Origin of the sequence: Runella sp. SP2, from assembly GCF_003711225.1 — a bacterium.
Taxonomy (GTDB): Bacteria; Bacteroidota; Bacteroidia; order Cytophagales; family Spirosomataceae; genus Runella.
The window spans coordinates 5235840-5260070 of the sequence record NZ_CP031030.1 but is presented as its reverse complement, the minus strand read 5'-3'; the positions used below and the strand labels follow the sequence as shown (position 1 = coordinate 5260070).

22 protein-coding genes are annotated in these 24231 nt (G+C 44.0%); 15 read left to right on the top strand and 7 right to left on the bottom strand.

All coding sequences use genetic code 11. The features are described 5' to 3' along the window. Nucleotides 1–81 precede the first annotated feature (81 nt). The 3 genes from DTQ70_RS21180 to argH all read left to right on the top strand — a co-directional run bounded on the left by DTQ70_RS21180 (nucleotide 82) and on the right by argH (nucleotide 4591). On the top strand, nucleotides 82–2448 hold the full coding sequence (locus DTQ70_RS21180) for a M1 family metallopeptidase (RefSeq protein ID WP_122932661.1): 2367 nt from the start codon (nucleotides 82–84) through the stop codon (nucleotides 2446–2448). Nucleotides 2449–2527: 79 nt separating this feature from the next. Next, nucleotides 2528–3112, top strand: a complete 585-nt coding sequence (locus tag DTQ70_RS21175) for a hypothetical protein (protein ID WP_122932660.1) — start codon at nucleotides 2528–2530, stop codon at nucleotides 3110–3112. 144 nt (nucleotides 3113–3256) lie between these two features. Continuing rightward, on the top strand, nucleotides 3257–4591 hold the full coding sequence (argH, locus tag DTQ70_RS21170; protein WP_122934507.1) for an argininosuccinate lyase: 1335 nt from the start codon (nucleotides 3257–3259) through the stop codon (nucleotides 4589–4591). Between the two features lie 18 nt (nucleotides 4592–4609). Here the strand turns inward: argH and DTQ70_RS21165 are convergent, their stop codons facing one another. From DTQ70_RS21165 to DTQ70_RS21155, 3 genes are all read right to left on the bottom strand, one after another. Next, nucleotides 4610–4900, bottom strand: a complete 291-nt coding sequence (locus tag DTQ70_RS21165; RefSeq protein WP_122932659.1) for a type II toxin-antitoxin system RelE/ParE family toxin — start codon at nucleotides 4898–4900, stop codon at nucleotides 4610–4612. Continuing rightward, nucleotides 4884–5123, bottom strand: coding sequence for a hypothetical protein (locus DTQ70_RS21160; RefSeq protein WP_122932658.1), 240 nt, complete (start codon nucleotides 5121–5123; stop codon nucleotides 4884–4886). The genes DTQ70_RS21165 and DTQ70_RS21160 overlap by 17 nt, the downstream gene beginning before the upstream one ends. A gap of 168 nt (nucleotides 5124–5291) precedes the next feature. Further along, nucleotides 5292–5765 (bottom strand): regulatory protein RecX, encoded by a 474-nt coding sequence (locus tag DTQ70_RS21155; protein WP_122932657.1) that lies wholly within the window; start codon nucleotides 5763–5765, stop codon nucleotides 5292–5294. 93 nt (nucleotides 5766–5858) lie between these two features. Here DTQ70_RS21155 and DTQ70_RS21150 point away from each other — a divergent pair, with 93 nt between their 5' ends. The 5 genes from DTQ70_RS21150 to DTQ70_RS21130 all read left to right on the top strand — a co-directional run bounded on the left by DTQ70_RS21150 (nucleotide 5859) and on the right by DTQ70_RS21130 (nucleotide 10631). Then, nucleotides 5859–7166, top strand: coding sequence for an MFS transporter (locus DTQ70_RS21150; protein ID WP_122932656.1), 1308 nt, complete (start codon nucleotides 5859–5861; stop codon nucleotides 7164–7166). Nucleotides 7167–7270: 104 nt separating this feature from the next. Next, complete coding sequence (locus DTQ70_RS21145) at nucleotides 7271–7603, top strand: c-type cytochrome (RefSeq protein ID WP_122932655.1); 333 nt, start codon at nucleotides 7271–7273, stop codon at nucleotides 7601–7603. Between the two features lie 106 nt (nucleotides 7604–7709). Further along, on the top strand, nucleotides 7710–8438 hold the full coding sequence (locus DTQ70_RS21140) for a DUF4129 domain-containing protein (RefSeq protein ID WP_122932654.1): 729 nt from the start codon (nucleotides 7710–7712) through the stop codon (nucleotides 8436–8438). 18 nt (nucleotides 8439–8456) lie between these two features. Next, nucleotides 8457–9644: a DUF4350 domain-containing protein gene (locus DTQ70_RS21135; RefSeq protein WP_122932653.1), complete on the top strand. Its 1188-nt coding sequence runs from the start codon at nucleotides 8457–8459 to the stop codon at nucleotides 9642–9644. 15 nt (nucleotides 9645–9659) lie between these two features. Further along, nucleotides 9660–10631: a MoxR family ATPase gene (locus tag DTQ70_RS21130; protein ID WP_122932652.1), complete on the top strand. Its 972-nt coding sequence runs from the start codon at nucleotides 9660–9662 to the stop codon at nucleotides 10629–10631. Nucleotides 10632–10711: 80 nt separating this feature from the next. Here the strand turns inward: DTQ70_RS21130 and DTQ70_RS21125 are convergent, their stop codons facing one another. Together DTQ70_RS21125 and DTQ70_RS21120 are read right to left on the bottom strand one after the other, a co-directional pair. Further along, the gene (locus DTQ70_RS21125; protein ID WP_122932651.1) at nucleotides 10712–11200 is read right to left on the bottom strand and encodes a hypothetical protein; all 489 of its coding nucleotides are present in this window, start codon (nucleotides 11198–11200) and stop codon (nucleotides 10712–10714) included. A 21-nt stretch (nucleotides 11201–11221) separates the two neighbouring features. After that, complete coding sequence (locus tag DTQ70_RS21120; protein ID WP_028523789.1) at nucleotides 11222–11767, bottom strand: heavy-metal-associated domain-containing protein; 546 nt, start codon at nucleotides 11765–11767, stop codon at nucleotides 11222–11224. A 110-nt stretch (nucleotides 11768–11877) separates the two neighbouring features. On the opposite strand from DTQ70_RS21120, the gene DTQ70_RS21115 reads away from it, so the two are divergent. The 7 genes from DTQ70_RS21115 (at nucleotide 11878) to DTQ70_RS21080 (ending at nucleotide 19516) form a co-directional block, all read left to right on the top strand. Further along, entirely contained in the window at nucleotides 11878–13068 is a 1191-nt protein-coding gene (locus tag DTQ70_RS21115; RefSeq protein ID WP_122932650.1) for a Gfo/Idh/MocA family protein, read from the top strand. 401 nt (nucleotides 13069–13469) lie between these two features. After that, nucleotides 13470–14303: a MotA/TolQ/ExbB proton channel family protein gene (locus tag DTQ70_RS21110; protein WP_122932649.1), complete on the top strand. Its 834-nt coding sequence runs from the start codon at nucleotides 13470–13472 to the stop codon at nucleotides 14301–14303. Nucleotides 14304–14412: 109 nt separating this feature from the next. Then, entirely contained in the window at nucleotides 14413–15039 is a 627-nt protein-coding gene (locus DTQ70_RS21105) for a biopolymer transporter ExbD (RefSeq protein WP_122932648.1), read from the top strand. A gap of 31 nt (nucleotides 15040–15070) precedes the next feature. Beyond that, nucleotides 15071–15637 carry a biopolymer transporter ExbD gene (locus DTQ70_RS21100; protein ID WP_028523793.1) on the top strand — a complete coding sequence of 189 codons (567 nt, stop codon included), beginning with the start codon at nucleotides 15071–15073 and terminating at the stop codon, nucleotides 15635–15637. 27 nt (nucleotides 15638–15664) lie between these two features. Further along, on the top strand, nucleotides 15665–16492 hold the full coding sequence (locus DTQ70_RS21095) for an energy transducer TonB (protein WP_122932647.1): 828 nt from the start codon (nucleotides 15665–15667) through the stop codon (nucleotides 16490–16492). 219 nt (nucleotides 16493–16711) lie between these two features. Beyond that, a complete protein-coding gene (locus DTQ70_RS21085) occupies nucleotides 16712–17647 on the top strand; it encodes a PstS family phosphate ABC transporter substrate-binding protein (RefSeq protein ID WP_122932645.1) in 936 nt (311 codons plus the stop codon). A gap of 90 nt (nucleotides 17648–17737) precedes the next feature. Next, nucleotides 17738–19516 carry a lipopolysaccharide assembly protein LapB gene (locus DTQ70_RS21080; protein WP_122932644.1) on the top strand — a complete coding sequence of 593 codons (1779 nt, stop codon included), beginning with the start codon at nucleotides 17738–17740 and terminating at the stop codon, nucleotides 19514–19516. A 68-nt stretch (nucleotides 19517–19584) separates the two neighbouring features. On the opposite strand, the gene DTQ70_RS21075 is transcribed toward DTQ70_RS21080, so the two are convergent. Together DTQ70_RS21075 and DTQ70_RS21070 are read right to left on the bottom strand one after the other, a co-directional pair. Next, nucleotides 19585–21819: a hypothetical protein gene (locus DTQ70_RS21075; RefSeq protein ID WP_122932643.1), complete on the bottom strand. Its 2235-nt coding sequence runs from the start codon at nucleotides 21817–21819 to the stop codon at nucleotides 19585–19587. A gap of 33 nt (nucleotides 21820–21852) precedes the next feature. Then, entirely contained in the window at nucleotides 21853–24060 is a 2208-nt protein-coding gene (locus DTQ70_RS21070) for a two-component regulator propeller domain-containing protein (protein ID WP_122932642.1), read from the bottom strand. Between the last annotated feature and the right edge of the window lie 171 nt (nucleotides 24061–24231).

Here is a 24231-nt window from a genome sequence, read left to right as displayed (position 1 = left end):
AAATCTGTGTGTTAAGTATCAATACCCTCGGCTTTACCTCCCTTTTTTGTATTTTTGAATGAAAACCAATTTTACTTTCTCATGAGAAAAATTTTCTTCATCATCTCACTATTTTATGGTAGCCTAGCGTGGGCACAAGCACCCACCATGCCTAACTACCACGCCAATGACCGTTTCGAACAATTGGGAACGGCCCTGCCTACGCCCAATACTTACCGAACGGCTTCTGGAGCACCAGGCAAGGACTATTGGCAACAGCGTGCCGATTATGACATCAAGGTGGAATTGGACGAAGCCAATAATAAAATCATTGGTACCGAAACCATTACGTATTTCAACCAATCGCCCGACGCGCTACCTTACGTGTGGATTCAGTTGGACCAAAATTTGTTTGCCAAAAATTCCCCTGGGCCGATTACAAGAACAGGGGATTTAGGAAATCAAACAACGATGACGAGCCTTTCGACCATTACCGATATGAATTACTCGAATGCGGACTATGGTTACAATATTCAGTCGGTCAAAGATGCAAAAACGGGGAAACCGCTTCGCTATACCATTAACCAAACCATGATGCGGATTGATTTGCCGCAGCCGCTTTTGCCTAAACAAAGCTATTCATTTTCTATTGATTGGAATTACCGCATCGTTGAGGTTGCCAAAGGTGGACGCCGAACAGGTTTTGAGGTTTTCAAAGATGGTAATAACGTCTATGAAATTGCGCAGTTTTATCCTCGCCTTTGTGTGTATGACGATGTAACGGGCTGGCAACATAAGCAATATTACAGCCAAGGAGAGTTCGCATTGTCGTTCGGAAACTTCAAATTGGCCATTACTGTACCCGATGACCACGTTTTGGGAGCAACGGGTGAGTTGCAAAACGCTGCACAAGTGTTGACGCCTACGCAATTGAAAAACTACGAAAAAGCTAAGACTTCAGACAAAGTAGTGGTGATTGCTTCGCAAGAAGAGCGTGAAAAAGCTGAAAAAGGCAAACCTTCGGGCAAAAAAACGTGGATTTTCAAGGCCGATAACGTGCGGGACGTAGCCTTTGCTACTTCACGTAAATACATTTGGGATGGCAAAATGCAAGAAGTAGCGGGTAAAAAAGTTTTGTGCATGTCGTTTTATCCAAAAGAAGGAAATCCACTTTGGGGTAAATATTCGACCGAAGTCGTGGCACATACTGTTAAAACGTATTCGAAGTTCTCGGTAGATTATCCCTATCCCGTAGCGATTTCGTGCCATGGTCCCATCGGAGGGATGGAATATCCCATGCTTTCTTTCAATGGCGGTCGTCCTGAAGCAGATGGTACGTACTCGGAAGCAACCAAATATGGCATGATTGGGGTGATTATTCACGAAGTAGGTCACAATTTCTTCCCGATGATTGTCAACAACGACGAACGTCAATGGATGTGGATGGACGAAGGGTTGAATACCTTTGTGCAATATTTGACCGAAAAAGAGTGGGACAAAGACTATCCAACGCGCCGTGGTGAGCCTCAGATGATTGTGGATTACATGAAGCAAGATCCTAAAAACTTGGTGCCAATCATGACCATGTCCGATAACCTCATCAATGCAGGGGCAAGTGCCTACGCAAAGCCAGCTACCGCCCTCAACATTTTGCGCGAAACGGTCATGGGGCGAGAGTTGTTTGACTACGCTTTCAAAGAATACAGCCGTCGTTGGGCGTTTAAGTCGCCTACGCCTGCCGATTTGTTCCGTACTTTGGAAGATGCTTCGGGTGTGGATTTAGATTGGTTTTGGAAAGGTTGGTTCTATGGCGTAGAGCCCGTTGACCAAGATTTGGTAGAAGTAGAATGGTTTGCCCTAGACACGCAAAACCCTGAAATTACCAAAGCAAGCGCCAAAAAAGAAGCGGAAGACAAGCGTAATACTGTTGCTCGTCAGCGAGATAAAGACTTCATCAAAGAGTCGGTAGTGGAGAAAAATCCTGACATGAAGGATTTCTACAACTCGTATGACCCCTATAAAGTGACGGACGCCGATAAGAAAAAATACGAAACTTATTTGGCAAGCTTAACACCCGATGAGCGTAAATTGGTCGAATCAGGTTTGAATTTCTATACCTTGAAAGTAAAAAACAAAGGTGGTTTGCCAATGCCAGTGATTGTGAAAATGCAATTTGAAGACGGTACGGATTCGGTAGCGCGCTTCCCAGCGGAAATCTGGCGCTTGAACGACCAACAAGTGTCGAAAGTTATAACCACCAAGAAAAAAGTGGTTCAGTGGACATTAGACCCATTCCGTGAAATTGCCGACATCGACGAAGAAAGCAACAGTTTCCCTCGTCAGCCTACGAAACCAACGCGTTTCCAATTGTTCAAAGGCGGCGGTTTTCAGCGTGGCAGCAACCCAATGCGCGAAGCCCAGCAAAGCCAACAGCCAAAAGCAGGGCAACAGGGCGGGGCAAAGAATTAGTGTTTTTACCACTAAGGCACTAAGGGTATTCTTTTCTTAGTGCCCCTCAGTGCCTTAGTGGTTTAAGAATAAATGATAGATGACTTCCAAAGTAGCTTACCGTTTTTACCCTTCGTTGCTCAACACCTACTCACGGTTTTTGCAGGGGAAAATCAGTGAGCAGGACGTTTTAGACCGTATCAATCGGGTGCCTATCCCACAAACCGAAGCCCAGTTTAGGGGAGTATCGTTTGAAGATGCGGTATTGAAAAAAATCGGCGAAGAGCAATTTGACCCGAAAATTATTGCAACCGTTCGCCAAAAACTCCCTTCCCCCATCGTAAAAACCCAAGCCTACTGCCAATACCAAGTTGGCGATGTGATGATTTATGGCTTTGTAGATGTACTAGGGCGTAAAGAAGCCGTTGACATCAAAACTACGTCCCACTACGAAACCCAACGGTTTTTTCAAGACCACCAAAACTTCTATTTACCCGCTCTTTACGGCCGTGGAGTCCGTCAAATGCGCTATTTAATAACCGATTTTGTCAGCGTTTATGAAGAAATCTATCCCGCTTCTGCAGATTTTGAAGGGCAGTTGGAGGAACTGTATTCGTTCAAGATGTTTCTGGAAGAACACCGCGAGCAAATAACGGATGCAAAGATTTTTGCCAAAAAGAAGTAATTTGGCAGCTAGGAGGCCGCAATTCCTTCATTAAAATCATTCAAAATGAAAAGTTTTTGGACATTCTGTATTGGAATGGCGTATGCGGCTGCCATTTTTGCACAAAAAAATCCCACAAAAGACTCTAGCACCCGAGAGGTACCTATGAAACTCTGGCAAAAAGAAACGACTTCCATCTCCGAAAAAATTGAGAAATTCACCGTCGGGCGTGACCGTGAAATGGACTTGTATTTGGCTCCTTACGATGTGCAAGGAAATATCGCACACGCCACCATGCTCGAAAGCGTAGGGCTTCTTACGAGTGATGAGTTAAAAGTGCTGAGTGAAGAGTTGAAAGCTATTTACCAAAATATTCAAGCAGGGAAGTTTGAGATTGAGGAGGGCGTTGAGGACGTTCACTCGCAAGTGGAGTTAATGCTTACGCGCAAATTGGGTGATGTTGGCAAAAAAATCCACAGCGGTCGCTCACGCAATGACCAAGTGTTGGTGGACATGAAGCTCTTTACGCGCAGTCGGTTAGAGGAAGTAGCGTTGGCTTCTAAAAAACTGTTCGATTTGCTCATCAAACGCTCAAATCAGCACAAAAATGACCTTTTGCCAGGCTATACGCACCTCCAAATCGCGATGCCATCGTCATTTGGCTTGTGGTTTGGTGCTTATGCCGAAGCATTGGTAGATGACATGAGCATGATTCAAACGGCTTATAAGTTAGCCAATAAAAATCCGCTTGGTTCGGGGGCGGGCTACGGTTCTTCGTTTCCATTAAACCGTACGATGACCACCGAATTACTAGGTTTTGAAACCTTGCATTACAACGTTGTCTATGCCCAAATGTCACGTGGGAAAACCGAACAAACGGCTCTGACGGCTATTGCGGCGTTGTCGGCGACCTTGTCGCGATTGGCAATGGACGTGTGCCTCTACAATAGCCAAAACTTTGCGTTTGTCACTCTTCCTGACGATTTGACTACGGGGAGCAGCATCATGCCGCACAAAAAGAACCCCGACGTAGCAGAGCTATTACGGGCTAAAACCAACCGTTTGAAGGCGTTGCCAACTGAACTCACGATGGTTATGAGCAATTTGCCATCGGGCTATCACCGCGATATGCAGTTGTTGAAGGAACTGTTGATGCCTGCCTTTGAAGAAATCTTGGATTGTTTGGACATCACGCATTTTATGTTGGAACATTTGCAAGTAAAACTGAATCTGTTGGCCGATACTAAATACGACTTGTTGTTTAGTGTAGAACGGGTCAACGAATTGGTGGTTCAAGGAGTGCCTTTCCGCGATGCGTACCGCCAAGTGGGCAAAGAAATCAATGAAAATACCTACCACGCTTCCCGCGACCTCAAACACACTCACGAAGGAAGCATTGGAAATCTATGCAATGATCAAATTGTAGGCTTGATGGAAAACGAAATGCACCGATTTGGGTTTGAAAAAGTGCACGGAGCCGTGGAGAAGTTGTTGAAATAAAAACCTGCCGAAATAACTTTAAAACTCTTCAGGTTTTTGACGAGTATTGCAAATTGTGATGATTTCGATGCTTGTATCAAGCACACGATAGTAAAATACGACGTGCTTGTTCATCACACATTCGCGTATGTTAGCTTGTTTTTGAGAAACTTTATAGAGGTAGGGCATTTTGCTGATAAGTTTCATCTGATCGGTTAACGTCAACAAAAATTCTATTTTGCTGCGTTCTGACCAGGTTTTTGCTAAATAATCAGCAATTTGTTCTATGTCTCTGCGGGCGCGTTCTGAAAGCTCAACGGTTAATTCCATACTGCGACTTCATAAAATCAAAGAAATCGGTTTTACGCCCAGTGTTTAAGTCTTGAAGCCCTTCTTGGATTGCCGCTTGAGTAGGAGTATCCAGATTATCCCAAAAATCAGGCACTCCTTCAGCTTCGCGTGATAACAAAACAACATACGCCTGTAAGATGGCGTCATCATTAATCCGTTCGATGAGCGTATGAAGGGTAGATTTTAACTCTGTTGTATTCATTTTAAGTGAAGGCTTAATCTTTATGCACTTACATAAAAGTTATTCTACAAGTTTACCGTGTAAATTTTGTAAAATCAAGAAAACGTAGGCTAAATTTAATGTATGGCACTGGGATTTATTACCCTTTTACTAACGACTTTAAGAGTAGCTTTATTTCAATTCCACTTGTCACAAGTCGCTTCCTTCGGTATTCATCATTTTCAATAATTCCCAAACAATATCGCTTTCAAAACCTCGACTGAGGGCAAAACGCACCAATTTTTGTTTGGTCGCAGTTGGCTCGCCTTTGAGGGTACGTGCTTTTTTGATGAGTAAATCTTGCAAAACGGCCTCGTATTCGTCGCCATCTATTTCGGTAAGCCCCTTTTGAATCAAATCATTCGACAAGCCACGAAGCTTCATTTCTTGACGAATTTTCAAGCGCCCCCATTTTTTTACCCGAAATTTTCCCCTGGCAAAAGCCCGCGCAAACCGTTCTTCGTTGAGGTAATTTTGGGCAATCAATTCTTGAAGAATGGGTTCCATCTCATCATCAGTGATTTCGAGCTCGTGCAGCCGTTGTTTTACTTCTTTGGTACTCCGTTCTTGGTAAGCACAAAATGCAGCGGCTTTGACGAGGGCTTGTTTTTGGCGTTCAGTCATTTATGATTTGTTTTGGCAAAAATAACAATAGAACTTTTAGAACATAGTCCGTAAATTGCAGCGTTTTTCCAAACCCCTCTAACACCTTTTAAAATGCCTCCCCATAACTTCCGTTGGCGGATAGTGTTTCTTCTTTTCTTAATTACGACAATCAACTACGTTGACCGAAATGTTTTATCATTTTCGATGCTCGACGATGCGTTTCGTAAGGAAATGTTAGGGGTGCCGCTTTCATATACTCTCACTCAAGCTGATTTAGACACATTCAAGATTCAATACGGCTGGGTTGATACAGCCTTTAAGTTGGCTTATGCGCTGGGTTTTATTATGATTGGCTGGCTCATCGACCGCCTTGGAACCCGCAAGGGTTTGTCATTTGCCATTGGTTTGTGGAGCTTGGCGGGTGTAGCTACCGCTTACGTAGGCAGTTTTCGGAGTTTGTTGGGCGCGCGTTTTGCACTTGGGATTGGAGAAGCGGGAAATTTTCCTTCGAGCATCAAGTCGATTGCTGAGTGGTTCCCCAAAAAAGAACGGGCGTTTGCTACTGGTTTATTTAATGCAGGAACCAACGTTGGGATTATTCTAACAGCTGCCCTAATTCCGTGGATGACCCTCAAGTACGGTTGGAGAATGTCGTTCATGACAACAGGGGTTTTAGGTTTTGTGGTGTTGGTATTTTGGTGGCTCAATTATCAAAAACCCGAAGACCATCCTAAGGTATCGACGCGAGAATTGAGATACATCAAACAAGATAACCAGCCCGAAGAAATAGAAGGTAGGATCACATGGTGGAGATTGTTACGCTTTCGTCAAACCTGGGCATTGATTGTCGGGAAGTTGATGGCAGATCCTATTTGGTGGTTTTATCTGACGTGGTTGCCCGACTTTTTCAATTCCAGTGAAGCACTCACCCAGCGCCTTGATTTACAGAATATTGGCTTTCCTTTTATGGTTATTTATATTATTTCGGACGGAGGGAGCATATTTTTTGGATGGCTTTCATCAAGACTAATGAAAATGGGTTGGTCACTGAACCGTGCCCGCAAAACGACGATGCTCTTGTGTGCGCTTTGTGTCGTTCCGATTTTCTTTGCTGCCCAAACCCAAAATGTCTATATCGCAACTGTCTTGATAGCGATTGCCGCAGCGGGGCATTTAGGGTGGTCGGCCAATGTCTATACAATTGCCTCAGACCTCTACCCCAAAAGCGCGGTGGCGATGGTAACGGGGATTGGTGGGTTTTCGGGGGCGGTAGGCGGCGCACTTTTAGCGGCTGTAATCGGGCCAATACGCGTTCAATGGGGCTATTTACCATTATTTTTACTGGCGAGTTTTACGTATTTGATAGCGTTGCTCTTTATTCATTTGTTGATTCCTAAAATGAAACCCGTTGAGATGTAAAAAATAATCTTTTGTCTTTTTAACACAATTTCTTTATCAAAACGTTATAGCTTTGCATTTGCGTAAGATTCCTTTATTTTTCATTTTAAAAGTCCAACCTAGGCATGAAACGATTCACAAAAATGTTAGTAGTAGCGGGAGCTTTTTTAGCAGTATCGACTGCGGCAAACGCGCAAGTTAAAATCCCCGCAGATATTGAAGCTTTATTGACTAAAAATACGTGTTTGGCTTGCCACAAAGTCGATCAGCGATTGGTAGGCCCAGGCTACAAAGAAGTAATGGCGAAGAAAAAATATAAGCCAGAGCAAATCGTAGAGTTGATTGCTAACCCAAAACCAGCTAACTGGCCAGGGTATCCTCCAATGGCGCCACTTAATGTACCAAAGGACGAAGCTATGAAAATTGCTAAGTGGATTGCGTCTTTGGGTAAGAAATAATCCTGAGTAAAATACCACTCCCTAAAAGCCGATGTACTTGCATCGGCTTTTTTTGTAATTCTGTTGGCTTTTTTGCAAATTGGCCAAGCGTTATTCGTTTGTTTCTATGTTTCTAAAAAGACTTTGTTTTGTTCTGTTGTTCTTGGGGCTTGGTTTGTTGGCAAATGCCCAAGAAGGGGACAAATCCACGCCAAAAGACACGGTTAGCTTACCTGCGGCGCTGGACAATGCCACGATGACGCCTCGTTTGCCTTCTGACAAGCGCCTCGACGATTTCCGTGCTAGTCGCGATTATAATTATGAACGCCACGCCCCCCCGCCCGATAATCCGCTCGCCCGTATTTGGAATTGGTTGAGCCAAAAAATTAGTGATTTTTTAAGTAGTAGTGCCTACGAAAACTTTTGGCAGTACGTATTTTTGGTGGGTATTGCAGGGGTGGTGATATGGCTATTGTACAAAGCTGAATTTATTGGTGGAATGTTTGCCAAAAAATCGGAGGAAGAGCTGGTCTATAATCGTATCACTGAAAATATTCATGAATTGGATTTTGCCAATTTGATTGAAGAAGCAATCGCTGCCCGAAATTATCGTCTCGCAACTCGGCTCTACTACCTTAACACACTCAAGCAATTGACCGATAAAAAGTTCATACATTGGCAGCCAACTAAAACCAACCGTAGTTACGTAGAAGAATTGCAAGAAACGAAATTTAAAAAGGATTTTGAGCAACTTACGTACCAGTTTGAGTACGTTTGGTATGGTGAATTTGGCGTGTCCGAATCTCAATTTTTACGCTTGAAAGAGGAATTTCAAGCATTTTCAACCCGACTCTAATACAACACAATAACGAAGGTGAATTGGCGTAGTTACTACTTTTGGTTTTTATTGGTCACAGTCGTAGCCTACGGCCTGTTTGAATATTACCGTCCTAAACCCATTGATTGGACGCCGACCTATTCCAACAAAGACAAAATCCCTTTTGGGACAAAAGCTACCTATGAACTCTTGACTGATGTCTTCAAAAATGAAAAAGTGACGCAGCTACGGGTGCCGATTTATAATTATCTTTCAGAAAACCCAACCCTGCCCAAAAGCAATTATATCTTTGTTTGTCGAGAGTTTAATATTGACCGAAACGACCAAAAACAGCTGCTCAATTACGCAAAGCGGGGGAATAATGTCTTTATTTCGGCGTATTATTTTCCAGATACTTTGGTAAAAACGTTGGGAATAATAGCGACGCTGAAAGACCCAACGTTACGAGATACGGCCTTGGTGATGAATTTTGTGAACCCTGCTTTGTCCAAAAAAGGAGGGTATGTATTTGCACAAGATGATGGTCGCAATTATTTTTTGGTAAAAAAGCCTGAGAACGTGACAATTTTGGCTAAAAATGCCCGAAATGAGCCTATTTTCCTAAAAATAAAGTACGGAAAAGGAGCTTTTTATCTGCATAACCTGCCGCTGGCTTTGACCAATTATTACGCTTTATCTTCCAAAACTTCTGATTTTGCGTTTAAATCGCTGTCTTATTTACCCGTCTTGCCTGTTTACTGGGATGAGTACCTAAAACAAGGCCGTTTTGGCGAAGATGAGCAGTCGATTTTTAGGTATATTATGACGCAGCCGCCACTAACATGGGCATACTACTTGATTTTGTTTGGGCTATTGCTTTACGCCATTTTTGCGGGAAAGCGTACCCAACGTGTCATTCCTGTGTTGCCTGTACCGAAGAATACGTCGCTAGAGTTTGTACAAACGATTGGTAAAATGTACTTTCAGCAGGGTGACCACGATAACATTGCTGAAAAGAAAATTCAACATTTGTTGCTCTACATCCGCGAGCGATTTGGGCTGCGTACCCACGAAATTGACAAAGAATTTATAGATGACCTTATCCAAAAAACAGGGCTTCCTCGAATGGATATTGAGTTGCTATTCAGTGAAATAGCTCATGCCAAGCGCACAGCTTCCTTGTCTGAATTTGCGCTCTTGAGTTTACATCACCGTATCGAAGATTTTTACGAACGCGTTAAATAACTGCCATTTTCTCTTATGGATTTTGAATCACGAATTGACTTACAAGACCTCAACGACGCGATAACAGCCATCAAAGCCGAAATCGGGAAAATTATAGTGGGGCAACAGCAAACGATTGACTTGTTGTTGACGGCAATTTTAGCCGATGGGCATGTGCTTATTGAGGGAGTGCCTGGGGTTGCAAAAACGCTGACGGCTAAGCTATTAGCCCGTACGGTTGCCACCGAATTTAGCCGAATTCAATTCACGCCCGACTTGATGCCTTCGGATGTGTTGGGAACGTCGGTTTTTAACCCAAAACACACGGATTTTGAGTTTAGAAAAGGCCCCATTTTCTCAAATATTGTTTTGGTCGATGAAATCAACCGCGCTCCTGCCAAAACCCAAGCGGCTTTGTTTGAAGTGATGGAAGAACGGCAAGCAACCGTTGACGGAACTACCTATCCCATGAGCAGCCCGTTCATTGTGATTGCGACCCAAAACCCAGTTGAACACGAAGGCACCTATCGCCTTCCCGAAGCGCAGTTAGACCGCTTTTTGTTTAAAATTGTGGTAAAATATCCTTCCCAAGAGCAGGAAGTAGAAGTGCTTCGTGGGCATCACTTACGATTAAACATGGCCGAAGCGATTGCAAACATACAGGCCATATTAACGCCTGAACAACTAGCAGAACTGCGCCGTAAAACGCACCAAGTTCACGTAGAAGACAAACTGCTAGAATACATTGCGCAGGTGGTTGTGCAAACGCGGAATAATAAATCGTTGTTTTTGGGGGCTTCGCCGAGGGCATCGGTGGCATTGCTGAATAGTGCCAAAGCTTTGGCTGCCATTCGTGGAAGGGATTTTGTGACGCCAGAGGAAATTCAGCAATTGGCGCCGTCTGTGTTGCGTCACCGTATTGTCCTAACGCCTGAACGAGAAATGGAAGGAGCAACGCCCGACGACGTTGTCGCTCAAATTTTGCAAAAAATAGAAGTACCTCGATAGTCGATAGTCCATGGTCGATAGTCAATAGTCCACGGTAATTAAAACCATCGACTGTGGACTATCGACCATGGACTTAACAACTATAAAACCTTCTTCACTTTTTCTTGAACACTTTCCAAATCGGCCTTGATTTTTTCAATGTTCGCTTTTATTTCTTTCTGAATTTCAATCATTTGTTCACCTGACACCTCAGGGGCTGGCTTGTGGTCGTGATGCTCTTCGCCTTCGTGGTGGTGGTGTTCGTGAGGAAGTCCAGGTACTTCAACCAAGTTTTCTTCCCATTCCTCAAACGATTTGGCCACAGCATCTAACTGCGCCACGGTCGAATCGATGCTTGCAATGGCTGCGGCATCAGTTAGGGATTTCTTTTTGTCGTTCAGAACTACTTTCAACGAATCAATCCCCTCAATTTGTTCATGCAACGCTTCTTCAATTTCCATCGAAGCCAAGTGAATTTTGCCTGCTTCTTCCATTTTGGGGTCTTTGTCTGGCCCACACGCCACAAGCCCTAGGGTACCCAAGGCAAATGCACAGCCGTAAACAAACGTACGGTGGATGAATGTTTTCATTTTGAGATTGGGAGTTATTGGTTAGTCAATTCTTGTCACTTCGTATCCTTGTTGACGAAGTGCGGCCAAGATAGTTTGTTCTGAGGTTTTTCCCAAATAATACCTGACCGACACCACTTCATCGTTGAGTTTTATTTGTGAAGGGACTACACCTTCTACTGACTGCAAGGTTGTGCTTAGTTTTTCTACTGATTTTGGGGGTTTTTGCAACTCAAATTGTGCCACCCGTGTGCTACGAATACGCTCAAATTGTGCTTGCGCTAAGCGGCTATCTTCGGCTTGAAAATAACGGTGAGGGATGATGTTAAGCACCACAGTAAGGGCTACAGCAGTCCAAAAAACACGTTTTTCAAAAAGAGAAGCTACGTGCGAAGATCTTAGATAAAGATCGTAAAAAGACCAAGCCAACACGCTTAATTGGAGAACCATCAATGGAGCACGGTACTCAGCCAACCACGCAATTGAAGCGCCATTAAAAAGAACTACCACCAAAGGCAACCAGCAACACAGCAAGTGCACTAGCCCCGTTAAACCTACATTTAATGTAACAGAAATAATTCTCGACATATCTATTTGCAACTGTATTGCAAAAGTACTAACAAAAACTCATCATTAAAAAGTTTACTACAAATGCTTTTTTCTAAAACTTGTTTCTAATTATCAACAAATCAGATTGTATGCAAAAGATAGCCATGCTCGGTTCGGGGTTTATTGGGCGTTTTTATGCCGATTCTATTCATGGTCAGCGTAGTCGCGACCGTGTGGTAGCGATTTATGCGCGGAGTGAAGCCAATGCCAAAAAATTTGCGGAAGACTACCGCTGCTCTTTTTGGGCGACTGACATGGAAGAAGTTATTGCCCACCCTGAGGTGACAATGGTGTGCGTAGCATTGCCCAACAATCTCCATGAAACTGCTGTCATGTTGTGCGTAAAACACAAAAAAGCAGTGGTATGTACCAAACCACTTGGGCGGACGGCCGAAGAAGCGCTACGGATGATGCAAGCGGTAGAAGAGGCGGGGGTATTCGGTGGGTATTTGGAAGACCTTTGCTATACCCCCAAATTCTTAAAAGCATTGGCCAGTGTGAAAGAAGGAGCGTTGGGTCGGATTTTATGGGCAAAATCCCGCGAGACGCACCCTGGCCCTCACAGCAATTGGTTTTGGGACAAAGAACAGGCAGGGGGAGGTTGTATTTTAGACTTAGGATGTCACTGCATCGAAATCGCGCGAAATTTTATTGGTAAAGACATCAAACCCGTCGAAGTGATGTGCTGGGCAGCTACGCAAGTGAAGCCGATTGATGCTGAAGACCACGCTATCGCCCTTGTCAAATACGAAAACGGAGCCATAGGACAGTTGGAAGTGAGTTGGACGTTTCGGGGAGGTATGGACTTACGGGACGAAGTGATGGGTACAGAAGGTACCATTTGGATTAATAATTTTTTGAGGACAGGTTTTGAAATGTACACAAGTGGTACAGGCGGAGAGTACGTAGCTGAAAAGGCAGAAAGCAATTCTGGTTGGTTATTTCCTGTAGGAGATGAAGTAAACGACTTAGGATATAACCACATGTTTACGGACATGTTTAATGCGTATGAAGAAGGGACTGTTCCTGCCGAGACGTTTTATGATGGTTATGTTGTCAATGCAGTCATAGACGCTGCCTATCGGTCGGCACAAACAAAGCAGTGGGAGCCCGTCGTTTTGCCCGTTTGGCGTGGGCAAGAAGGGGTGTCCCAAAAAACTACGTTAGTAGAGTATGACGAGCACTATTACCTCATCAAAGAGGAAGTAACCCACGATGGGCGTCACAAAATTATTTTGAAGGACAAGCAGAGCCAACAAATTATTGAACGCGACCTCTGATTCTTTGATATATTTTTGTAAAAAATTGAAGAGAGGCATAGAGTAAAATAATCCTCTGCTTTTCTTTGGTTTTAGCTTTTGTCTATTTATTGGCGGAGGTATAGTTATAAAAGTGATAAAATAGGATAATGCTCTTTTTTTGAGCCTCTTAGGGGGTGAAAACAGCCCTTTTGAGCTGCTCAAGAGACAATGAGGGGAGATTAAAATATCCACTCAAAAATCCCAAAAGGTGATATTTTTATGTATTTTTGGGAATCGTTCACCGCATTTTTTGCAACTATTTTAGAGAATCGCCAATAAAAATTTTCTTGGCGAACGCATTACCCATTTAATATTTTCGTTTTCTTTACAGCGCAAACACTTAAACTATTTTTTTCAATTAAACCCTAAAAGTAAGTCTGATGGAAAAGAAGGCTACATCTCCAGCACCGGCCAAGGCGGCCGCTCCAAAAAAATCAGCAGGTGGTCTAAACCCAATTTTGGTTATCCCTGTGTTGCTAGTCATTGGTATTTTATCGTATCAATTCATTTGTGGTGACCCTAGCCACTTTGTTGACGGCGACCACGAGAAAGGTCCAAAGTCGGGAGACTACTTCGGTATCGTTTATGAAGGAGGCCCAATCGTACCGTTGTTGTTTACCTGTTTCCTAACCGTATTGGTTTTCTCAATTGAGCGTTTCTTCATCCTTGGCCGTGCAAATGGTGCAGGTTCAATCGATGAGTTCGTTCGCAAAGTAAAATCCCTACTTGACAAAAACGAAGTTGAAAGCGCTATCAAAGAGTGCGACAAACAAAAAGGTTCAGTAGGTAATGTTGTTAAAACAGCTCTTCACAAGTTCGTTGCACTTCGCACAGAGACTGAATTGACAAAAGACCAAAAATTAGCTGCTCTTCAAAAAGAAGTTGAAGAAGCAACAAGCCTTGAGCTTCCTATGCTTGAGAAAAACCTTACTATCATTGCTACTTTGGCATCAGTTTCTACCTTGACGGCTCTTTTGGGTACGGTATTGGGTATGATTCGTGCGTTCGCGGCGATGGGTAACGCTGGTGCTCCTGATACTGGTGCTCTTGCAACGGGTATCTCTGAAGCCCTTGTAAACACAGCCCTTGGTATCGGTACAGCGGCAATCGCGACTATCATGTATAGCTACTTCACTAGCCGTATTGATACGTTGACGTACAAGATTGACGAAATCGGGTTGAGCATTCAACAAAACTTCTCTGCTCATAACTAATTATGGGCGAAACAAGGTAAATGTTATATATAAAAAAATTATATATAAATATTTGCTTTGTATTTGTTAATGTTCTACATTTGTATAGTCAATCAAACCATAACGTATTATGCCTGCTTTAAAACCCAAGCGGAATTATCCGATGATGGACATGACGGCGATGTGCGACGTGGCATTCCTTCTACTGACCTTCTTTATCTTGACGGCTCAGTTCAAATCTCAGGATGCTGCAACCATCGAAACACCTTCGTCTATCTCGGCGATTAAAGTTCCCGATAAGGATCTTATGATTATTAGCATCGGTAAAGACGGTAAAGTTTACTTTGGTGTTGACAATCCAACGACTCGTATTGCCATGCTTGAGAATATTTCTCAAACAGAAGGTGTACAGTTTACGGATAAGCAGAAAAAAATCTTCTCACTTCAAGCAAACTTTGGGGTACCCATCCGTGGATTATCTCAATGGTTGCAAGTTGGAGCTACTACTCCAGATAAGTTGAAGGAGATTAATCAACCAGGTATTCCTACCGATTCTACTGCGCAAAACGAGTTAGCAAAATGGATTTATCAAGCCCGTCGCGCTAACAGTGGGCTTCGTATCGCCATCAAAGGTGATAACGTAGCTAAGTTCCCTGTATTTAAAGATGTAATGGGCTCATTGCAAGCACAAAACATCAACAAGTTTAACTTGATTACGGGAACAGAGGCACCTCCTCAAGGCTGGAAGGCTGACTAATTTGTACCACTTTTAAAATTCGTATAAGAAAATGGCAGAAATAGCACAAGGTGGTGGCGGACATGGTGATAAGAAAGTCCGCAGTAAAAAAGCCTCAACCCGTGTAGATATGACCCCGATGGTGGACTTAGGCTTCTTGCTTATTACGTTCTTCATCTTGGCAACTACTCTTAGCAAGCCTTCGTCGATGTCGGTAGCAGTGCCTGACAAACAAACGGATGTTAAAAATCAAGAAACTGAGCCATTAAAAGCTTCTAAGGTATTGACCTTGTTTCTAGGTAAGGATAACACCGTATGGGCATTAGACCGCCTAGCCGCGGATGATGATAAGGCAAAAGCAGAGCTTAAAAAAGTGTCTTATGGTCAAGATTTGCGTGGATTGATTTTTCAATCGCAGGCTCAAGTTGATCGTGAACACGGTAAAGATGACAAAGGGCTGAGTCAATTCGTCTGCGTTATCAAACCGTTGAAGAGTAGCACTTACAAAAATATGGTGGACGCCCTTGATGAAATGGCCGTCACTAAGAGTAAGCGTTATGCCCTTGTAGATGCTCTTACAGATAGTGAGAAGACACTATTAGGCGACAAAGCGGATTAATTGTAACTTAAAAACTAACCAAACGCAATGGCTGAAAATAAATCATCCACGATGACTCTCGATGATATAGTATTCGAGAATCGGAATAAAGCGTATGGTGCGTATGACCTCAGAAAAGTCTATCGTCCAACCCTCACCAAATCAATGTTGATTGGTGGTGCCATCTTTGTGTTGGCGATGCTTTCTCCTGCGTTGATTAGCTTGATTCCGAAGGAAGAAGAGGAACAATTCATGCAGGAAATTGACTTGATGAAAATGCCACCTCCGCCAATTGACCCGAACGAACCGCCACCGCCGCCACCTCCACCAATCGAGGTTCCAAAAGTGGCTACGATTAAGTTCCTTCCTCCTGAAGTAAAAAAGGATGAGGAGGTTCCCGAGGAAACACCACCACCAGTAGTGGAAGAATTGGAGAAAGCAGTTGTTGCTGATAAAACCCAAGAAGGAGACGAAAACGCCCAAGAGGCAATTGTCGCTCCCGAAGAAACAGCTCCTGTAAAGGAAGAAGTTAAGGTTGTTGAAGCAGCCCCTGTGGAAGAACAAATTTTCCAAGTGGTAGAACAAAACCCAGAATTCCCAGGCGGAATGGCAGGATTAGGCCAGTATTTACAGAAAAATCTTAAATACCCAGCCGCTGCTTCTCGTGCTAACGTGTCGGGAAGGGTATTCTTGACCTTCGTTGTTAACACCGATGGTAGTATCCAAGATATTCAAGTGCTTAAAGGTCTAGGCTTTGGCTGCGACGAAGAAGCACAACGCGTAGTAAAGGGTATGCCTAAGTGGAAACCAGGTAAACAATCGGGTCGTAACGTACGGGTAAAATATAACTTACCAATTAGCTTCGTCTTGGAATAATAGCACGTATGAAGCGTAAACCACTTCACCAGCAGCTGTCGTCATCACTCTCGATGGTCATAGGGCTGGCATATTTAGGAGGAGGCCTCTATTTAGTGGCCTCCTCCGCTACTTTTGGCGTACTCCCTTCTGGAGCACTGAGGTATCTTTTTGGCACCATGTTGATTGTGTATGGAGGGTATCGGTTCTATCGTGGATATAGTCTTTATAAAAGTGAAAATGAATAGAGTTCTTATTGCTTTTTTGAGTGTGGTCGTGTGTATCATCACCACCTACTCGTGCAAACAAGCCAACGACTCCGCCTTTCATGGCACTGTAACGATTACATCGGATGAATCACTTCAACCAATGGTAGAACAACTGTGTCAAGGATATGTGGGAATCCACGCGGACACTAAGTTTAACGTGAACTACCTTCCTGAACATTTGGCAATTGCGAAAGTACTGGAAGACAGTAGCCGTTTGGCCTTTGTAACGCGTGAACTAACCACCTCAGAACAGAATGTCTTCAAAACCCGTGGAATTCGGTATAGCCCCCAATTTATTGCCATAGATGGCCTAGCATTGCTCACCAGTAGGGCCAATGAAGACAGCCTCATTACCTTGAAAGAAGTAGAAGGTATCTTCAAAGGACAGATTAAAAACTGGTCGCAGCTCGAAGGAAGTCAACAAACAAAAGACATTGTGCTGGTATTTGATAATGCCAACTCCAGCAACCTTAACTTTGTAATGAACAAGTTTGGGTTGACTGATTTGAAAGGCTTGCAGATTTTTTCGGCAGGCTCAAATAAAAAAGTTATTGACTATGTGCGTCAGAATCCCAATGCCTTAGGGTTTATTGGGGTTAACTGGATTAGCGACGGTGAAGTCCCCCTGACCGCTGAGCTGTCAAAAGGCTTGAGAGTATTGGCGGTATCGGATAAAGAAAAGCCAACAAGGCAGGACTATTATCAACCATTCCAGCAAAATCTACGCTTTGGAAATTACCCATTGGCCCGCAAGGTATATATCATTAGTCGTGAGATGCACGCAGGATTAGGAAGCGGATTGCTGAATTACATCATGCGAGATGTCGGAAGTTTAATTATTGAAAAATGTGGTCTTTGGCCTGCAAAACCGTTTAATCGGGAAGTAATTCTAAAGAAAGAGATATAATATTTTTCCGTTAAAGGACAATTTCATAGTTTTGTTTCCCGTTTCAAAGTCAAATTTTTCTAATCACCCCACATTACAACCTACTGAAAGATGAACATTAGATCCAAATCGTGGTTGGTAGCGTTTGCCGCAAGTGCGTTCGTTTACAGTCAGGCATTTGCTCAAGACATTGCCACTGGTTTAAAACAATTAGATGGAAACCAAGCGTGCTTGGCAAAAGAAACTTTTGAAAAGTTAGCAACATCTACACCATCAGCGGAAAATCAGTTCTACCTTGGTTACTACCACTTACGTACCAAACAACCTGATCTTGCCAAGGCTGCCTTTGAAAAAGGGCTAGCTGCTGATCCTAAAAGCAAAGAAAACCTTAATAAGGTTGGGATGGGAGCGGTTGCGTTAGCTCAGGGCGATCGTACTGGAGCTCAAACTATTTTTGCTGAAATCTTAAAAGCGACAAAGAGCAAAAATGTAGAAGTATTGCAACGCATTAGTGAGGCTTATACTGGTTACATTGTTATTGACTCTTTGAAGCCTATCTACAAAACAACAGATCCTGCTGAGTCTATCAGATTGGCTGATTTGGCGATTGCACTTATGTTAAAGAGTGGCGCTAAGAATCAAGAGGTGTATATGTCGAAAGGAGATGCCTTTTACCTTAAAGGTGAAGCAGGTCCTGCAGTATCGGCCTATGAAGATGCCATCAATGCCAACCCTAGCCTAGGAAAAGCATTTGCAAAAATCGCTAAAATCTATTGGGGAGGACGTAACTTGGAATTGGCTCAAACGAACTTTAAAAAGGCGATTGAGGTGGATCCAGAATACGGCCCAGCAAACAAAGAGTATGCCGAATTGTATTTCTACGTTCGTCAGTATAAGCCAGCGTCACGGTATATGGATGCGTACGTAGAGAAACTTGGCGTTTGTGCTACCGATGATGAATTGCTTCGCAGTGCGCAGTTTAACTTCGTGGCAGAAGAATTTGCCAAGGTAAATACAAAAATTGCCAAGGTAATGAGCAGCGGGCGTACAAGCGACGTACTTTACCGTATGCAAGGATGGGCCGCGTACAAAGAAAACCAGTACGAAAAAGCGATTGAAAACTTGAAGAAGTTTATTCAACAAGCTCCGCAAAAAGCTATTGACAATGACTACCGCTATTTAGGTAACTCAATGCTACGTATTTCACCAGCAGATACAGCAGCTGCGGTTGCTTACTTGGAAAAAGCAGCTGAAATAGACACTGTTGACAATGGCTACAAAGAAATTGCAGCAATGTACAACGGTGCCAAAAACTACGAGAAAGCAATTGAGTACTACGAAAAAGTAATTAAGAGAGAAAAAAATCCATCTCTTCAGGACCTTGTTAACCTTTCGTTACCACTTTACAACGTTGCTAACCGTATCTTCCCAACAGGGGCTGATTCATCAGCATTGCGCCAAAAGAAACGTGACTATTTCATGAAAGCAGACGAGTTATACAAGCAGATGCTTGAACGTAAGCCTGACTACTTGTATGCTCACGGGCAACGTGCCAAAGCAAATTATTACGCTTACACGCGTGAAGAAGCAATGGCCAACGGCTTGGCGATTCCTTTGATGGAAAACTACGTGAAACTTGCTGAAGAAGATAAAGCACCAATGGACGAAGCGAAGAAGGCTAACTTAAAGTCGTTCTACCAAATCTTAGGTGCTTACAGCGTTATCACGTTGAAAGACGACGCAAAAGCGAAAGAGTGGTTTACAAAATTGATTACAATTGATCCAGGTAATAAAGTAGCTGATGATTTCTTGAACCCAAAACCTGAAACACCAGCAGCTCCTGCAACACCAGCTAAAACACCTGCCAAAGCTCCTGTTAAGAAAGCATAGTAGTTTTAGTAGTTAGCACAACAAAAAAACCTCTCGTCATCCGAGAGGTTTTTTTGTTGCACCAAAGCTTACTTTTTAGGCTCCGAAATAACACCCAAATACCGTCCAAGCCAGTAGGGGAGTAGCCAAATATCTCCAGCACTGTGTTCAGAAGTGCCATTGCTACCATTTCGGTCGAGGTTAAACATATTGGCATTGTGACGCTGTACGGGGCGCTCGTCGGGCGGAAGTACTTCTTTGATAGTTTGATTACGGAAGTTAGGCGCCATTTTTTCAATGTCTTTGCGGTGGCTGTTTGAAATGTTCCAGTCAATCAGGTCAAGCGGGTGCTCCTGCAAATACCAAACTGATTCGTTTAAATCAAAGTCTTTAACTCCTGTCAGCGCCGTAAAAATGTTCCACGCACCTTCTTTTTCGGGGCGTTCGATTTCCCAGTGGTCAATGATTGCCTTTTTGAAATGGGTTTTTAGGGTATCGTTAAAGGCGTATCGGTACAAACCCCAATAGCATACAAAGTACATCTCATCGTCGGAGTGGTTCCAGCCGTCTGATAATTCTTTGCTAAGGGCGTCGGCATCGTCGGCAGCGGGGCCAATTTCTTTCATGGGGCGCATCAAATTTTCAAAGTAGCCGTGTTTGTTCATCAGCTCAAAAGCCTTCTCCTTGTAAATTTCTTTCTTCGTAAAATGATAAGCCGTTTGCAGCATGGCAACGATGTTAGAAGAGGTAATTTTGCGGTCGCCAACGTTTTTGGGCATGGCGTTTACGTACTCAGGGCTCCAGCGCCCCCAAGTAGTGGGTTTACCGTCAAAATCAACCAAGTAATAGTTATTTTCTACAATGTGACTCATTAGACTGTCTATCAAAGTGATAGCTCGTTTTTTTAGAGATGGGTCATCAATTAATTCAGCCATCGTACCAAAGGCAAAGATGTGTCCTACGGCCTCGTCACTGCTTGTGGTGGCTTTCCAGTCCCATTCAGGGTCAGCGGAGTGCTGCCAACGCTCGGGGTCAGACAACTGAGGAATGAAGCCACTGCGCTCATACGAGCGTGAAGGAAAGCCTTTCACAGGGTTGATGCTGTAAAGCCGCTCCATGGCCTCGAAAGCCTCACGGCAGTTTTGAAGGGCTTCGGGGTCTTTGGTGACTGCATAACGGTAAACTTCTCCGCCCAAATACATGGAAGTCCAAAGGCCATCATTGTCTGAATCGGCTAGGTAACCACTGGCAATGTTGCCTTTTTCCATGTTGTCGAGCGAGGCGTTGAAGCCATTCCGAATGTGGCGGCTGCGAACTTGTTGTTCGTAGTACATGGCTTTTTCGTGAAGGGTCATTTGTTTGAAACAAATTTGTCCTAGCCCGCCTTTGGTCAATACCAGTGCAGAGTTACTTGGACCTTCCGAAATATGCACGACTTGGTTGGTTGGAAGCCAGCGCTCTCCGTTGTAGTAGTCAAACTTTCCGTCAGCACGTAGCGCAAAAGCACCCTCGGTGGTTCCAAACCAAATTTTGTCGCCAATGCTTTTGACGGCTGTGATGTCCGTCCAAGGCAATTTTTTGTGGATGTCGCCTACTTGTTTTTGCGTTGCCATATCCCATTCGATGTAACCATCTGAAGTACCGATAAATATTTTTTTATTATCAGTCGAAACATCAAAGGCGGTCAGGTTAGCCCCGTTGAAAACTTTGTTCAGTTGGTTGTTTTTGAACGAATAAAGCCCCTGATGGCCAAGAATCCAGTACGTACCGCTGCTGGCTTGGTAGCTCATTTGCAGTGCTTCGTCCGACGATAAATTGCCTTTCCAAAGAAGTTTGGAATCATTGACGAGGTAAAGGGCTTTGCCATCCGAAACCAAGAACTCAAAATTAGCACCACCCGCAAACAAACGAGCACTAGGAAGCTGGTGTTTTGAAAAAAGCTTTCCTGCCCACGAGTTGCTCAGTACAGTCTTATCATCGAGATAGACAAACTGGCTTTCATAGACGCCAAGCGCGCTTATTTTTTTTGTTTTAAGTGGTCGATACGTCCCGTCGGGCTGCAACTTACCGTGGTACAAAAAATGTCCGTCATAGGGTTGTGCCAGACCCTTATCGGTCAAAACCTTGATGACGCCATTGCGGTCACTGTAGGCCGATAGCAGCGTGCCGTCGGTTGGTTGAGCGTAAAATTTGACACTATAATCTTGCCAAAATGGGATGTCTTGGTGGACGGGTTGTTGCGTAGCTGTCGAGTTTTTGGGGCTGCATTTGGAAAAGAGCACAGCACAAAAACAGACGAAAAGTACGGTTTTGATGGTTGACATAAATGAAATATAAATAGTGAAACAGTTGTTGGTCTATCGAATCATCCCCAAATAGCGCCCCATCCAGTAGGGTAATTGCCAAAAGACAGGTTCGCGTTCGCGGTGCGGGTCGCCGCCAGCGGCAGTCCAGGGGTTTTTATCCCAGCGTACCGTCATTCGGATGCTGGGTGGTTGTAAAATATTGACTTGTTCGTCTTCCAAAACGGGCACTCTGACAATCGCGACGTCCTCGCGTTGGCGGTGGTCGATGGGCCAATCAATAAGATCGAGTGGCGTATCCACTAGAAAATCAACGGACGGTTTTAGCTCTACTTGCTTGTTGCGGGCATAACAGTAGATGAAGTTGATGAGTGGATTTTGGTCACCTTTGCGTTTTTCAAACCAGTCGTCCATGTGTTTTTGGTAAAAAGCGAGGCGAGTGGGGTCTTTTTCGCATTTGAGCAAAATGGGGTAAATGTAGGCTTGCAAAACCACGTCAAAATAGATGAACCAAGCGGGGTTTTGCTGAAGAACCTGGGCCATATTGTCGAGATAATGCTCTTTTTCGATGAGGCGAAGGTAATGCTGTTGGTAAAGGGGATTTTGGGTAATGTGGTAGGTAAACAAAAGAAATCCGAGCATTTCCATAGAGTTTTGCGCGCAGTCGGGTGCCCACTCGGGGTCGCGGTTGAGCTGGTCGGGCGACCATACCGACCAGCGAGTAGCTTTTCCGTCGATGTCAACAAAGTTGAAATTATGCTTAATAAGGTAGTCCATAATGCGTGTTACGTGGGTGCGAATGACCTTTTTTTCTGCTTCATCGGCCACGAGTTCATAATAAAAAAAATACCCAAAGAAGTGCCCACACATCTCATCGCTACTGGTATCTCCTTTCCAGAGCCATTGTCCGTCTTTTGATTGATGCCAGCGCGTTTCGACGGGCTTAAAACGAGGTTCTTTGACCAACTCATCGGCTAATTCCTGAGGAGTATATTGACGGTTGCCATCGTGCACCCTCGTCCAATCGGCAGGCACAATGGTACGCGCAAAAAAGCCATCGGTATCAGTGATTTGTTGTAGTTTTTGCAAGAAAAGAAAAGCCTTTTTCGCGTTTTCTTTGGCGTCGGGTGCGTGAGTTGTTGCGTAGCGAAAACTCTCCATTGCGAGGTAATTGCCTGTATATTCGCCGTCGTTGTCGTCATCTTCGGGTTTCCAGCTCGAAATGTCTCCTGCTTTTTCGAGCCAACATTGCCCCGCAATCCAAGGGGCGCGGATGTGGCGTTTGAGCAGTACATCTTGAAAAAAATCGTTTTTGGAGGCCAAGGTCATTCGCTGTTTTTTGATGACGCTGACCCCTTTGGGAGTAGCTAGATAAGCGTTGCCCACAGCATCAAAAGAAATGGCATTGATGTGGTCGTGGAGCAACCACCGCTGACTAAATAACAAAGAACCTTTGCTAGGATTGGTATATCGGACTATGCCTTTTTCGGTACCTACCCACATAGTACCATCGGGGGCTTTATTGAGGCAAGTGACATACACAGTCGGGAGGTTATTCTGAGTGGTGATTTCTTGGATTTTCTTGTAGTTGTTCATAACACTAACCCCGCCAAGCCCCGCGGCCCAGAGCTGCTGTTGGGCATCCATCGCCACACCTTTGATATACCCGCTCATGACTTCATCTTTTGCCTTCAAAATACGCGTAGATCCTACCTTATTAATATTATATAAGCCGACGTCCGTAGCAAGCCATACATCTCCTTTCACATCACAGAGTGCAGCCCGAACTGAACGGGGGATTTGCACCTCTTTTTTGACAAAACTACGGCCGTCAAAACGCCACATACCCGTTGGGCCAATGGCATAGGTACCTTCGGGAGAAGCACAAAAAACGGAGATGGGGCCGTCAGTACCCGAGACTCGCTCCAGTTTGTGGTTGGAGTAGCGATAAGCACCGTTCCAAGTGCCCAACCAGAGTGTAGAAGGGGTTTCGGCAAAAACGGTATAGGAGGGGCCATCGCTGGTGATGGCTTCCCACGCAGACTGGGAGGCACTTTTACGAAATACGCCACGCGGAGTAGCAATCCAAAGTTTGCCATCGGGAGTTGCCACTACGCTTCTCACTTCGTCGGTGGTAGGGTGGGCTTCGTGGGTTTCTTGCCAAAAGGGAGTATCTAAATAAGGGCTATTTTGTGCGTGGGAAGTAATCCAGCTACCCAAGAGACACCCAACGATTGACAAACAAGTGATGCAAAACTTCATGTTGTTGTGATTATTCTAAAAATAATACGCAACGCCAGATAGCAAAGGCTATTACCTAACTATTAAAATTTGAGCTTCATAAAAGAAGAAATGGTATGTAAGTATAATCCTGTATTATGTTTTTATTATTATATTTTCACTTTGCGTAATTTGAGGATATATTTACGCAAT

Excerpts from the sequence above, each read along its gene's own strand:
- DTQ70_RS21180 (WP_122932661.1), top strand. The coding sequence starts at position 82 with ATGAGAAAAATTTTCTTCATCATCTCACTATTTTATGGTAGCCTAGCG.
- DTQ70_RS21175 (WP_122932660.1), top strand. The coding sequence starts at position 2,528 with ATGACTTCCAAAGTAGCTTACCGTTTTTACCCTTCGTTGCTCAACACC.
- argH (WP_122934507.1), top strand. The coding sequence starts at position 3,257 with ATGAAACTCTGGCAAAAAGAAACGACTTCCATCTCCGAAAAAATTGAG.
- DTQ70_RS21165 (WP_122932659.1), bottom strand. The coding sequence starts at position 4,900 with ATGGAATTAACCGTTGAGCTTTCAGAACGCGCCCGCAGAGACATAGAA.
- DTQ70_RS21160 (WP_122932658.1), bottom strand. The coding sequence starts at position 5,123 with ATGAATACAACAGAGTTAAAATCTACCCTTCATACGCTCATCGAACGG.
- DTQ70_RS21155 (WP_122932657.1), bottom strand. The coding sequence starts at position 5,765 with ATGACTGAACGCCAAAAACAAGCCCTCGTCAAAGCCGCTGCATTTTGT.
- DTQ70_RS21150 (WP_122932656.1), top strand. The coding sequence starts at position 5,859 with ATGCCTCCCCATAACTTCCGTTGGCGGATAGTGTTTCTTCTTTTCTTA.
- DTQ70_RS21145 (WP_122932655.1), top strand. The coding sequence starts at position 7,271 with ATGAAACGATTCACAAAAATGTTAGTAGTAGCGGGAGCTTTTTTAGCA.
- DTQ70_RS21140 (WP_122932654.1), top strand. The coding sequence starts at position 7,710 with ATGTTTCTAAAAAGACTTTGTTTTGTTCTGTTGTTCTTGGGGCTTGGT.
- DTQ70_RS21130 (WP_122932652.1), top strand. The coding sequence starts at position 9,660 with ATGGATTTTGAATCACGAATTGACTTACAAGACCTCAACGACGCGATA.
- DTQ70_RS21125 (WP_122932651.1), bottom strand. The coding sequence starts at position 11,200 with ATGAAAACATTCATCCACCGTACGTTTGTTTACGGCTGTGCATTTGCC.
- DTQ70_RS21120 (WP_028523789.1), bottom strand. The coding sequence starts at position 11,767 with ATGTCGAGAATTATTTCTGTTACATTAAATGTAGGTTTAACGGGGCTA.
- DTQ70_RS21115 (WP_122932650.1), top strand. The coding sequence starts at position 11,878 with ATGCAAAAGATAGCCATGCTCGGTTCGGGGTTTATTGGGCGTTTTTAT.
- DTQ70_RS21110 (WP_122932649.1), top strand. The coding sequence starts at position 13,470 with ATGGAAAAGAAGGCTACATCTCCAGCACCGGCCAAGGCGGCCGCTCCA.
- DTQ70_RS21105 (WP_122932648.1), top strand. The coding sequence starts at position 14,413 with ATGCCTGCTTTAAAACCCAAGCGGAATTATCCGATGATGGACATGACG.
- DTQ70_RS21100 (WP_028523793.1), top strand. The coding sequence starts at position 15,071 with ATGGCAGAAATAGCACAAGGTGGTGGCGGACATGGTGATAAGAAAGTC.
- DTQ70_RS21095 (WP_122932647.1), top strand. The coding sequence starts at position 15,665 with ATGGCTGAAAATAAATCATCCACGATGACTCTCGATGATATAGTATTC.
- DTQ70_RS21085 (WP_122932645.1), top strand. The coding sequence starts at position 16,712 with ATGAATAGAGTTCTTATTGCTTTTTTGAGTGTGGTCGTGTGTATCATC.
- DTQ70_RS21080 (WP_122932644.1), top strand. The coding sequence starts at position 17,738 with ATGAACATTAGATCCAAATCGTGGTTGGTAGCGTTTGCCGCAAGTGCG.
- DTQ70_RS21075 (WP_122932643.1), bottom strand. The coding sequence starts at position 21,819 with ATGTCAACCATCAAAACCGTACTTTTCGTCTGTTTTTGTGCTGTGCTC.
- DTQ70_RS21070 (WP_122932642.1), bottom strand. The coding sequence starts at position 24,060 with ATGAAGTTTTGCATCACTTGTTTGTCAATCGTTGGGTGTCTCTTGGGT.